Raw genomic sequence first — 11,817 nt, forward strand, 5'->3', positions numbered from 1 at the left:
ATGCACGGACTTTTCATCAGTTTTGAAGGCATCGACGGCGCCGGAAAATCCACTCATATCGAGGGTCTGGCCGACGCCTTCAAAACGCAGGGCAGGGCGGTGACTTTGACGCGCGAACCCGGCGGCACGCCGCTGGCAGAAAAGCTGCGCGTCATGGTGCTGGGCGACCCCATGGACGCGCTGACCGAGGCCTTGCTGATTTTTGCGGCCAGGCGTGACCACCTGCTGCGCGTGATTGCGCCGGCACTGCTGCGCGGCGACGTGGTGCTGTGCGACCGCTTCACTGACGCCACCTTTGCCTACCAGGGCGGTGGCCGAGGCTTTGATTTGAAAGTGCTGGCCGCGCTGGAGCAATGGGTGCAGTCTGACGAAGGCTTGCTGGGCGACCCGGCCGGCAACTCGCCGATGAAGCCCGAGGTGGAAACCGTCATCGAGCCGCACCTGACGCTCTGGTTTGACCTGCCGCCCGAGGAAGCCGCGCTGCGGCTGGCCGGGGCGCGTGTGCCTGACAAGTTTGAAGCGCAACCCGTGGAATTTTTCAGCCGCGTGGCCGCCGCCTATGCCGAGCGCCAGCGCGGCCACCCCGAGCGCTTTGCCCGCATTGACGCTTCGCCGAGCCGCGAAGTGGTCTGGCAGGCGGTGCGTCAGGTGTTTGTAGCCAAAGGCTGGTTGTCATGAGTGATGCGAACAAGCAGCGCCTCGCGCCTTGGCTGCAAACCCAGCTCGAAAGCCTGCTGGCCCAGCGCGGTCACGCCTGGCTGCTCAGCGGGCCATCGGGTCTGGGCCAGTTTGAGCTGGCGCTGGCGCTGTCCCGCGCCTGGCTGTGCGACCAGCCTACGCCGCAGGGCGCCTGCGGCCGTTGCGCCAGCTGCCATGCGGTCGACGTGCACACCCACGCCGACCTGTGCATGCTGATGCCTGAAACTTTGTCCCTGAGCCTGGGCTGGCCGCTGGACGAAAAAACGCAGGACGACCTGGACAGCAAGAAACGCAAGCCCAGCAAGGAAATCAAGGTGGACGCGGCGCGCGAAGCCGTGTCGTTTACCCAGTTCACGCGTTCACGCGGCAACACCAAGGTCGTGCTGGTGTTTCCGGCCGAGCGCATGAACAACATCACCGCCAATACCCTGCTCAAAACGCTGGAAGAACCGCCAGGCGCCGTCAAATTCATTTTAGCCAGCGAGGCCGCGCACCAGCTGCTGCCAACGATACGCAGCCGCTGCTTGGGCCACACCATGCTGTGGCCCGATTTTGCGCAGGCGCTGGCCTGGCTTGGCCAGGAAATCAGCCGCCCCGGCGAAGCAGCGGAAGGCGCGAGCAGTTCCAAAAAATCCGCCAAACTTCCGGATGCCGCCGATCTGCAGACCCTGCTGGTGGCAGCCGGTGGGCGCCCTGCCGATGCGCTGGCTTGGGCGCAAGGCAGTCTACCGGCCGATGCCGCCCAGCACTGGCAGGACCTGCCCAAAGCCATGGCGCGAGGCGATGTCAGCGCGCTGACGGGCTGGGCGCCCGCTGAAGCCGTCGATGCCCTGCAAAAGCTTTGTCACGATGTGCTGGCGCTCAGGGTAGGGGCCTTGCCACGGTTTTTCAGTGCCGGTGACCTGCCTGTGCCTTTGGCTAGCAGGCCTGCAAACGCGTTCGAATCACGGCCCGGTCTTTATGCCTTGGCCAACTGGTCCAGGGAGCTGAGCACGCTTGCCCGGACCGTCGAGCATCCGTACAACCCGGGCCTGATGCTGGAATCGCTGGTCAGCCGCGCGCGCGCGGCGCTGAACGCCAAATAGATCATGAATAGCTGCCGAATAGCCGCTGCGGGGGCTGCCGAATAAACTTTCTTCCGGTCAACCCGATAAACTAGCGCCATGAGTTCAAAGCCTTCTTTCAGTTTACCCGCTGGTACCGCCCCCAGTACCCACACCACCGCCGCCCGGCCCAGCGTGGTCCAGCTGGTCATCAAGGAAAAGGCCGCACTCTACGCCGCCTACATTCCGCTGTTTCAGGAAGGTGGCTTGTTCATTCCGACCTCGCGCGAGTACAAGCTGGGCGACGATGTTTACGTCCTGCTGATGCTGCCCGAGGACACCCAGCGCTACCCGGTGGCCGGAAAAGTAGCGTGGGTGACCCCGCCCCGGGCCGCCGGCAACCGAACCCAGGGTGTCGGTGTGCGTTTTCCTGCCGACGAGAAATCTCGTCTGCTCAAGATCAAGATTGAAGAGATTTTGGGCGCCCATCTGGCGTCAGATCGCCCAACCCAGACCATCTAGACTGGCTAGATTGAACGTTCCAGCTGCAGGATCAGGCGCTGCACGGGTCATTTATGCTATTTGTTTAATAGCTTCTAGCGCCCGTATCTATTGGGCTACAGCCCGATTTACCCCCTAAACACGGTTTCACCGCATGTTCACCGATTCCCATTGCCATTTGAGCTTTCCGGATCTGCAGGCGCAGATGCCGCAGATTCGCCAGGCCATGAAAAACGCCCAGGTTGACCGGGCCTTGTGCATTTGCACCACGCTCGAAGAATTTGAAACCGTTCATCAGCTTGCCACCGGCTACGACAATTTCTGGTCCACCGTGGGCGTGCACCCCGATAACGCGGACGTGCGCGAACCCAGCGTGGCCGACCTGCTGCAGCGCGCCAGCCTGCCCAAGGTGGTGGGCATTGGTGAGACCGGGCTGGACTATTACCGTCTGGGCGACCGAACGCTGGCCGACATGGAATGGCAGCGCGAACGCTTTCGCGTGCATATCCGCGCGGCCCGCCAGAGCGGCAAACCGCTCGTCATCCACACCCGCAGCGCCTCCAGCGACACCCTGGCGATTTTGAAGGAAGAGGGTGAGGGCGCAGCAACAGGAGCAGGGCCGGCCGGCGGCGTATTTCACTGCTTCACGGAAACCGCGGCGGTGGCGCGGGCCGCACTCGACCTGGGTTTTTACATCTCGTTTTCGGGCATTCTGACCTTCAAAACCGCAGGCGACATCCGCGAAGTGGCCCGCTTCGTGCCGCTGGACCGCATGCTGATAGAGACCGACAGCCCCTACCTGGCGCCTATGCCGCACCGCGGAAAAACCAACAATCCGTCTTATGTGCCGTTGGTGGCGCAGCAAATTGCCGAGCTCAAGCAAATGTCGCTGCAAACAATTGCCGAGGCGACCAGTCGTAATTTTGAGCGGCTGTTTACCGGAGTCACCGCATGAAACAGCACGTCATAAAGCACATTAAGAAAGTTCTATATCTCTTTGTTTTTGCTGGATTTAGTTTGGTAAATCTGGCAAATCCGGCGAATGCAGGTTCGTTTGAAGATTTTTTCACGGCCATCAAACGCGACGATCCGGGCACCATCAAGGCGCTTTTGGCGCGCGGTTTTGACCCCAATACCCTGGACCCGCAAGGTCAGCACGGCCTGTATCTGGCTATGCGCGAACCCTCGCTCAAGGCGGCGCAGGTGCTGATCGACTGGCCCAAAACCGACGTGAATATCCTCAACGCCAAAGGTGAAAGCCCGCTCATGCTGGCCATCCTCAAAGGCCAGCAGGACGTGGCCGACAAGCTGATCAAAAAGGGCGCCGACGTCAACAAGACCGGCTGGACGCCTTTGCATTACGCCGCCAGCAGTGGCCAACTGGCCATCATCAGCCAGTTGCTGGAAAACAGCGCCTACATCGACGCCGAATCTCCCAATGGCACGACGCCGTTGATGATGGCGGCGATGTACGGCACAACAGCGGCCGTCAAGTTGCTGCTCGATGAAGGCGCCGATCCCCAACTCAAGAACCAGCAAGGCCTGAGCGCGCTGGACTTTGCCCAGCGCGGCAAACGGCCAGATGCGGCCGAAGCCATCGGTGCCTACATACGCAGCAAGCAGCCCGCCGGGCAATGGTGATTTTCTGAAGGTGTGGAGATTTGACAGCGGAGCGTGGATTTCTGGGGTTGTCTGATCAACTTTTGATATTCCACGATGTATATTATGTTAAATGAAAGATTCCTGGGATGGCCTCATGTCCTGGCAACCGGCTCACGCCAGTCCTCCACCCCACGACTGACTGCCGGCCTTTTTTCTTGGGGGTGCTGCGCGGGCCCGTTCAAGCCGACACCACGTCCAGACGCCACGTTATTACGCGGGTCAACTGCCGCTCAGGGACTAATCGACGGTGCGGCGCGCCGCCACCCAGGCCTGGAACTCGGTGTCTTCAAAGCGGTAGGCGCCGTGGTCAACCCTGGCCATCAGCTGCAGTTTCGGACCTGTCAGACGCCGCAATGAACCGCGCGGCACGGTGGCCGCGACGTCTTCATCATTGAGCAATTCCTTGAGCTGCTTCAAGGTGGCAGCGCCAAAAAGGTCTTGTACACCGCGCGCCGCAAGCAGCAACACCGCGCGGTCCGGGCGGTACAGTTCCTTCCAGATCCTGGCGTAGCCCGTGTCGTCGTTGACCCGCGCCTGGGTGTAGCGCAGCGCCTCGGCCGCGCCCTGCTGCTGGTACATCAGATAGCGTTCGATGTACCAGCGGAAGAATTCGGGCGTTTCCTTCAGGGCGGTAAACGCCTGCTGGGCTTCGTCAAGGCCCAGCGGCTGCTTGGCGGCCGTGGCTACCTGGCTGACCATGGCCGCGACGAATTTGCTGCCAAGCAGCGGGAATGGCTCCAGCGGCGCCCAGTTGTAAAACGGTGCGGCAGACCTGGAAAACATCTGACGCAGTGCTGCTTCCGACGAGCCGGCAAACAGCACCTTGATGCCAGCCTTGCGAATGTCCAGCCCGGCCCGCAGGGAGTGCGCGACGCCGCTGTGTTCGGGAGCTGCCAGCACTTGCGCCTCGTCGATGAGCAGCAGCAACTTTCTGCTGGATTTGTCGCTTGCCTGGAGCGCGGCCTGGATCGCCGGTACCGCCAGTTTTTCCTTCTCGGCCAGGCTCACTTCAAGCGCTGCTTCTATCCCCAGGGGCAGCTTGCCGCCGCCCTTGAGTTTGCTGATTGGCCGGCTGATATCTTCCCAGAATTTGTCCAGGCCCTTGGCTTGCGTAGCCTGCAAGATAGCCGTGGCCAGCGCCTGCCCAGGGTGATCGGTGTCGTCCCACAGGTTGGTATAGGCGGCGAGGTAGCCGCTGCTAATGGCCGCAGGCACCAGGTCGTGCTTGAGGAATTCGCTCTTCCCCATGCGACGACGCGCAAACAGTCCCCGAGCAGAGGTCAGGCCGAGGTCGAAACCTTGCAGATAGGCCTGCGCCAGCTCGGGTCGAGGAAAATGCCAGGGGTCGGTGAACTTGCTCATTTTCCAAATTTTACCGAACCTATGGAAATTTCCAAAATGATGAATGTTTTTGGAAATTGAGGTGGCGTGTCAAGGGCCAAGCACAGAGATTTCATCCCTGTCCACGAACTGTGAAAAGCTAAATTTGCTATTATATAGATAGCTAGTTACGCCCGTATTCATTGGGCTAGAGGCCAATACAACCCTCAAACCGAAGGTCAACGCAACTGCAGCTTCATCGCCATGGTGTCCTGCCCGGGCCCGACCGATACCTCGAAGCCGGCAGCGCGTGCCAGCGACGCCATGCCGGTGTTTTCGCGCAGGCATTGCCCCACGACTTCGGCGGTGCCGCGCTCGCGCAGGTAGCGCGTCAGCTTGTCCAGCAGAAGCCGGCCCAAACCCTTGCCCTGCCAGCCAGACGCCACCTGAATGGCAAATTCCGCCCGCAAGTTGTCGGGGTCGCATACGGCACGTACCTCGGCCGCCATGATCTGCTCGCCAGACGCCTGCGGCGCCAGCGCAATGAAGGTCATCTCGCGCTCATAGTCAATCTGGCTGTAACGCGCCAGCTCGGAGTGCGGCACTTCGCGGCGCGACATGAAAAAACGCAGCCGCATGTCGGCCGGCGCCGCCTTGGCATAAAAGGCCATCAGGCGCTGGCCATCTTCCGGACGGATCGGGCGCAGCAACAGCTCGTGGCCAGCCAGCTGAACGCGCTCCTCCAACGCCGCCGGATAGGGGCGAATGGCGAGCCGGCCAGCCTCTTCTTGCGCCACCGGCCGCAGCCTGACCCGGGCATCTAGCGCCAGCACGCCCTGCGCGTCAACCAGCAGCGGGTTGATGTCAAGCTCGGCCAGCCAGGGCAGTTCACAGGCCATTTGTGACACCTTCAGCAGCGTGGCCAGCAGTGCCTTTTCGTCCGCCGGCGGACGGCCGCGGTAGCCGGCCAGCAGGGGCGCGAGCCGGCTCCTGTCGATCAGGTCGTGCGCCAAAGAGGCATTGAGCGGCGGCAGCGCCACCGCATGGTTCTTGTGCAGTTCGACGGTAATACCGCCTTCGCCGAGCAGCAGCACCGGGCCAAAGACGGCGTCGGTGGCGATGCCAACGATCAGCTCTTGGGCGCCGGGACGCTGCACCATGGCCTGCACGGTAAAACCCTGCACCTCCGCCTGCGGCTGCAGGCGCGCCAACTGCTGACGCATCTTCCCGGCAGCAAGCTGGAGCGCCTCGGCTGACGCCAAGCCGAGCGCCACACCGCCCACATCTGACTTGTGGATGACTTGGGGCGAGACGATCTTCAGGGCCACCGGATAGCCGATTTGCCCGGCCGCGCGCAGCGCTTCTGCTTCGTCGCGCACCCGCACCGTGACCACCGTGGCGATGCCGTAGGCACGCAGCAGCGCCTGAGCCTGCGCGTCATCGAGCCATTCGCGACCCGCCAGGCGCGCCTCTTCAAGCAGCGCCTGGGCACCCTGCCGATCTGGCGTGAAATCTTCCAGTGTGGCGCCAGCCAGCTGTTGCAAGGCGTCCTGATTGCGCGCATAGCTGACCAGCTGCAGCCAGGCCGCAGCCGCGCGTTCGGGCGTGCGGTAACTGGCGATGCCCGCTGCGGCGCTGGCCTGGCGCGCAGCAGCCACAACCGCCCCGCCCAGCCAGCAGGTCAGCACCGTCTTGGCCGAGTCATGAATCAGCGGCAGGCAGGCCGCCGCAATCTCGCCAGCCGCAACGATGGCTGTGGGCGCATGCATGAACAGCACGCCATCGACTTCAGGCGCCGCCAGCAGCAGCCGCAGCGCATCCTGGTAGCGGGCCACTGGCGCGTCGCCAATGATGTCCACCGGATTGCCGCGCGACCAGGTGGCCGGCAGACATTGGTCTAGCGCTTTCAGCGTGTCCGCGCCAAGCTCGGCCAGCTTGCCGCCGCCCAGGGCCAGCGCGTCGGCCGCCAGCACGCCGGCGCCGCCGCCGTTGGTGAGCACCGCCAGCCGCTCACCGCTTCGTGGCCGCACATGGGCCAGTGTTTCGGCGGCGTCAAACAGCGCTTCCAGGGTGTCGACGCGCAGCATGCCAGCGCGCCGCACGGCGGCGTCGAAGACGACGTCAGATCCGGCCAGGGCGCCGGTATGAGAAGCGGCGGCCTTGGCGCCTTCGGGAGCCCGCCCGGCCTTGACCAAAATGACGGGTTTGTTGCGTGCCGCTGCGCGCGCGGCCGACATGAATTTGCGGGCGGCCTTCACCGACTCCATGTACATCAGGATGGCCCGGGTGCCGGGATCGCTGCCCAGGTAGTCCAGCACGTCGCCGAAATCCACGTCAGAGCTGTCGCCCAGCGAAATGAAATGCGAAAACCCGATGCCTTCGCTATTGGCCCAGTCCAGCATGGCCGTGGCCAGCGCGCCCGATTGCGTCACGAAAGCCAGCTTGCCAGGCAAGGCGCTACCCGGCGCAAAGCTGGCGTTAAGGGCGGCACCGGGGACCAGTAGACCGATGCAGTTCGGCCCGAGAATACGCAGCAGATGCGGCCGGGCGGCCGCGAGCATAGCCTGCTCTAGCGTCATACCGTCCTCGCGCACCGCTTGCTTCAGGCCCGCAGACAACACGATGGCGGCCTTGCATCCTTTGCGGCCCAGCGCAGTGACCACTTCGGGGACCGAAGCCGCCGGCGTGCAGATCACCGCCAGATCCGGCACGCCGGGCAGCGACGCGACATCCAGCCAGGCCTGCTGGCCCGCCACCTTCCGGTGGTGCTTGTTGACCGGCCACAGCGGGCCTTTGAACCCTGCCAGCTGCAGATTGCGCAGCACGATGGCGCCCAGACTGCCCGGGCGGTCGGAAACGCCAATGACGGCCACTGAGGCGGGGGCAAACAGGGCTTCGAGGTTGCGTACGCTCATGTCAATCCTTGTAAAGGTTGTTACATCCATGCGCCTGCAAGCGGCTTGGAAACGTCCGCAATCAGCTTACCGGGTCCACCGGCCGCACCGGTTGCGTCATATCAAACACAGCCGGCCCCGGAGGATAAAACCATGTTATCTGACCATCGCCTTTCAGCCCGCCGGACTGCTGGCGATTCAGCGCTAGTTGCTGCGCATCGACAAGCAAGGCGCAGGTTACCTGTGGCCAACAGCTTTTTTCCCGGCCAACGGCGCACTGAGCTCTCCCCTCCCCGGTCTGCAGGTCGGTAAGTTGGCGGGGCAGCGGGTTGACATAAATCAACATCCTGCACTTGTGTCTTCCTTATCCTGAAAGCGTTCGCAGGACTCATCAGAAAAGGCACTCTCATGAAAACCGAGACCATGACCCACCCTCAGTTCTTGGCCGTGCAACGCACCCCCGGTGCTGCTGCGGCAGCAACTAACTTCTTCGCGGAGCGTTGACCATGCGCGCCGCACTGGTTACCGGGGGTACCGCCGGCATAGGCGCGGCCACTGCGGAAGCGCTGCAGGCGGCCGGCTACCGCGTTGCCGCCAACTACGGGGGCAACCAGCAAGTTGCCGAGGCGTTCACTGCGCGCACAGGAATTCTGGCTTTTCAGTGGAATGTGGCCGACCTGGCGGCGTGCGAAGCAGGTGTCGCACGCGTGCAGGCGGCGCTTGGCCCGATCGACGTGCTGGTCAATAACGCAGGCATCACGCGCGACGCCGTGCTGCACAAGATGACGGCCGGGCAGTGGAAAGAGGTGCTGGACGTTAACCTGGGCGGCTGCTTCAACATGTGCCGGGTGGTGATAGAGGGCATGCGGGAACGCCGCTTTGGCCGTGTGATCAATATGAGTTCGGTTAATGGCTTGTCCGGTCAGGCGGGGCAGACCAACTACGCCGCATCCAAGGCCGGGCTGATTGGTTTCACCAAAGCGCTGGCACTCGAAGGTGCCTCCCGCAACATCACAGCCAATGCCATCGCGCCGGGCTACACAGACACCGCCATGGTCAGCGCGGTGCGGCCGGAGGTGCTCGATCAGATACTGAAGGCCGTGCCGTCCGGTCGCCTGGCCAGGCCCGCGGAGATTGCCCGCTGCGTCGTTTTTCTTGCCTCCGACGAAGCCGGTTTCATCACCGGCATCACTTTGTCGATCAACGGCGGCAAGTATCTGGCCTAGGCAGCACATGGGCATTTTCCCGGCGTGCGCGATACGTGCGGCAACAGACGGGAATCAATCTGAGTGGCCCCTCCCCGGCAAGACGATTACTTGTAGGACGGCAGAGCGGATTGTCAAAACGCCTCCTGCGCGTGGGCAAACTGGTGGGATGCAAAAAATCCCGAGTGCCATTTTGAAACACTGCCTGACTGCTGTCGTAACTTTGGCAGCCGTCATCGCCAGTTCTGGCATTGCACTGGCCCAGACGCCTGCCACCACCGCCAAGGATTCAAACGCAACCGCGCTGCTGCTCAAGCACGCGGCGCTGGCTGGGCAGTTGGCAAAAAACCCGTATCGCCGGCCGCTGGTTCTGGAGTCCTCGGAAAGCGCCAGCACGGTCAGCGGCGACGCCTATGCCGTGCTGGATTCGCCATTCGGCACCGTCAGCGCCACCTTCAAAAGCCCGAATCGATGGTGTGAAGTACTGATTCTGCATATCAACACCAAGTATTGCCGGGCCAGTGCTGGCGCCAACCCCAACACGCTGAAAGTGAACATCGGCAAAAAAACGGCGCAACCGCTCATCGACGCCTTTTCACTCGAATTTGCCTTCCGGCAGGCCGCAGCTTCACCGGACTACATGGCAGCGCAGCTTAATGCCGAAAAGGGGCCGCTGGGCACCAGCAACTACCGCATGGAACTGAGCGCAGTGCCTTTGCAAGAAGGCAAGACCTTCATGCATTTGCGCTATTCCTACAGCTACAGCGTGACCAGTCGCCTGGCTATGCAGGGCTATCTTGCGACGCTGGGCCGAGGCAAAGTAGGTTTTACCGCCATCGGGACGACTCAGCCACCCGCTTATGTGGGTGGCGTGCGCGGCGCCGTCGAGCGCAACACCATGCGCTACTACCTGGCAATAGAGGCCTATCTGGCGTCGCTTGGCCGTCCTCCTGTACAACAGCTGGACGCACGGCTGGGATACTGGTTCGATGCCACCGAGGAATATTCCGAACAGCTGCACGAGGTTAATCGCGACGCCTACCTCACCATGAAGAAAGACGAATACCGGCGTCAGCAGGCCCCGGCTGTAGCCCCAGTATGACTGTCCGCGCACATGGCTGGACTGGCTAGACCGACTGCGGCGGAGAAATGGTTCCGGGCTCGCGCACAGGCGCGGTGGGTTCGGTCGGTGTCGGGTCGTCTATTTCTGGCGGTGAGCCTGGTTCGGGCGGCACGACCGGCGTCGGAATTTCTATGGGGATATAGGTGCCTGGAGTGGGTTGCGGAACGGAGCCATTGGCGTACATCTGAATTGTCCTTGAAGAGTAGTGCGATCGACACAGCGTTATAGCGCTAGCTTGGTCGTGTCCATCCGCGCGAAATGGCTTGCTTGCGCAATCTGGAGCGCAACAGCATGGCTGCCAGCGCGCCCATTGCGGCAGCCATCAAGGCTGATTGGCACGGGTTGGTGGCGACGTACTGGCCGACATTTTTTTTGTAAGAGGATGGGGCCGGGTAAGGCACTGGTGCATGACTATCCGGGCTAGCGGTCGTCGTCGGAAAAATGTCGCCGCCTGGCGCAGCTGCCTCAACGAGTACCGCGTCTTCTGCCGATTGCAGAACCTCGTCATTCAGTTGCCGGAAGCCTTGCGCATCGGCCGTAGCAGTGGGTGAATAAGACGAGTGAAAAGAAGAAGACGGCATAGCAACACTCCTTGAAGTTTGAACTGCCCGGCAGGTCAAGCCTGCTGACGCCCGATTTCCTGATTGCCCGCAGAGTCCATGATTTGACTTTGAGCGACGCAGTAAGCCAGCAAGTTTTCTATCTCTGTTGATTTGTCGAAAACCGCGTCTACGCCCAGTTGGGCACAGCGCACCCGCATTTCGCGCGTCGCGTAGTTGGTGAAAACCACCATCTTTTGCAGGGCGCCGCGCCTGCGGCAGGCTTCCAGAATCCGTAGACCGCTGCCCTTTTTTAAAAACAGATCGACGATGGCCAAGTCCCATTGGCCGTCATGCCCGTTAAGCCAGGCAGCGCCCTCCTCTTCGCAATCAGCCATCCCTACGGTTTGCACTGGAGCAAGCTCTTCCAGCGTGCAGATCAGGTTTTCGCGGATGGTTGCATTGTCTTCCACTACAAAGGTTCTCATCTTCATGACGTTATCCCAATGCTTGTATGCAGTCCGCGTAGGTAATTCATTTTCAAAATTTAATTTATCGCGCGCAGCGGGGGTGCGGGAAGTAACAGCGTGCATATGTAGGATAAAGCCCTGCCAGACGCAGCGTAGTAGGGTGCTCATGATTTTTAGTGGCGCCAGGCAGTGTGGCTTTTCTGGCGTCAGACGACGCAAAAATGTCTTGCCGCTTTCCATGCGGTCAGCATTGTCTTACGCGATGTGCAGACGGCCCTTACAGCCAAATCCGGCATCGGGCTACCGGATTTGAACGGTAAGCCAGTAAGGTTGAACGATTGGCGATTTCGCCGCCCCGCGT

General features: G+C 61.8%; 12 protein-coding genes. 7 read left to right on the top strand and 5 right to left on the bottom strand.

Features of this window, described 5'->3' with window-relative positions:
- From tmk to HHJ18_RS14650, 5 genes are all read left to right on the top strand, one after another.
- On the top strand, nucleotides 1-678 hold the full coding sequence (gene tmk, locus HHJ18_RS14630) for a dTMP kinase (RefSeq protein ID WP_296916434.1): 678 nt from the start codon (nucleotides 1-3) through the stop codon (nucleotides 676-678).
- Nucleotides 675-1,784, top strand: a complete 1,110-nt coding sequence (locus HHJ18_RS14635; protein WP_296916436.1) for a DNA polymerase III subunit delta' — start codon at nucleotides 675-677, stop codon at nucleotides 1,782-1,784. Before tmk ends, HHJ18_RS14635 begins: the two co-directional genes overlap by 4 nt.
- Nucleotides 1,785-1,862: 78 nt before the next feature.
- A complete protein-coding gene (locus tag HHJ18_RS14640; RefSeq protein ID WP_296916438.1) occupies nucleotides 1,863-2,264 on the top strand; it encodes a PilZ domain-containing protein in 402 nt (133 codons plus the stop codon).
- Nucleotides 2,265-2,397: 133 nt separating this feature from the next.
- Entirely contained in the window at nucleotides 2,398-3,198 is an 801-nt protein-coding gene (locus HHJ18_RS14645) for a TatD family hydrolase (RefSeq protein ID WP_296916440.1), read from the top strand.
- Nucleotides 3,195-3,884 carry an ankyrin repeat domain-containing protein gene (locus HHJ18_RS14650; RefSeq protein ID WP_296916444.1) on the top strand — a complete coding sequence of 230 codons (690 nt, stop codon included), beginning with the start codon at nucleotides 3,195-3,197 and terminating at the stop codon, nucleotides 3,882-3,884. Before HHJ18_RS14645 ends, HHJ18_RS14650 begins: the two co-directional genes overlap by 4 nt.
- 258 nt (nucleotides 3,885-4,142) lie before the next feature.
- Here the strand turns inward: HHJ18_RS14650 and HHJ18_RS14655 are convergent, their stop codons facing one another.
- Nucleotides 4,143-5,267, bottom strand: coding sequence for a hypothetical protein (locus tag HHJ18_RS14655; protein WP_296916446.1), 1,125 nt, complete (start codon nucleotides 5,265-5,267; stop codon nucleotides 4,143-4,145).
- Nucleotides 5,268-5,464: 197 nt separating this feature from the next.
- Nucleotides 5,465-8,140, bottom strand: a complete 2,676-nt coding sequence (locus HHJ18_RS14660; protein ID WP_296916448.1) for a bifunctional acetate--CoA ligase family protein/GNAT family N-acetyltransferase — start codon at nucleotides 8,138-8,140, stop codon at nucleotides 5,465-5,467.
- Between the two features lie 485 nt (nucleotides 8,141-8,625).
- Here HHJ18_RS14660 and phbB point away from each other — a divergent pair, with 485 nt between their 5' ends.
- Both phbB and HHJ18_RS14670 read left to right on the top strand, forming a co-directional pair.
- Nucleotides 8,626-9,345 (top strand): acetoacetyl-CoA reductase, encoded by a 720-nt coding sequence (gene phbB, locus HHJ18_RS14665; RefSeq protein ID WP_296916450.1) that lies wholly within the window; start codon nucleotides 8,626-8,628, stop codon nucleotides 9,343-9,345.
- Nucleotides 9,346-9,493: 148 nt separating this feature from the next.
- A complete protein-coding gene (locus HHJ18_RS14670) occupies nucleotides 9,494-10,426 on the top strand; it encodes a hypothetical protein (protein WP_296916452.1) in 933 nt (310 codons plus the stop codon).
- Nucleotides 10,427-10,451: 25 nt separating this feature from the next.
- Here HHJ18_RS14670 and HHJ18_RS14675 read toward each other — a convergent pair whose 3' ends face one another.
- Genes HHJ18_RS14675 through HHJ18_RS14685 form a run of 3 tightly spaced genes read right to left on the bottom strand, consistent with a single transcriptional unit; the run spans nucleotide 10,452 to nucleotide 11,480 of the window.
- Nucleotides 10,452-10,631, bottom strand: a complete 180-nt coding sequence (locus HHJ18_RS14675; protein ID WP_296916454.1) for a hypothetical protein — start codon at nucleotides 10,629-10,631, stop codon at nucleotides 10,452-10,454.
- A 46-nt stretch (nucleotides 10,632-10,677) separates the two neighbouring features.
- Nucleotides 10,678-11,028, bottom strand: a complete 351-nt coding sequence (locus HHJ18_RS14680) for a hypothetical protein (RefSeq protein WP_296916456.1) — start codon at nucleotides 11,026-11,028, stop codon at nucleotides 10,678-10,680.
- A 35-nt stretch (nucleotides 11,029-11,063) separates the two neighbouring features.
- Nucleotides 11,064-11,480, bottom strand: a complete 417-nt coding sequence (locus HHJ18_RS14685; RefSeq protein ID WP_296916640.1) for a response regulator — start codon at nucleotides 11,478-11,480, stop codon at nucleotides 11,064-11,066.
- Between the last annotated feature and the right edge of the window lie 337 nt (nucleotides 11,481-11,817).

Origin of the sequence: Polaromonas sp. (assembly GCF_012927455.1) — a bacterium.
Taxonomy (GTDB): domain Bacteria; phylum Pseudomonadota; class Gammaproteobacteria; order Burkholderiales; family Burkholderiaceae_C; genus Polaromonas.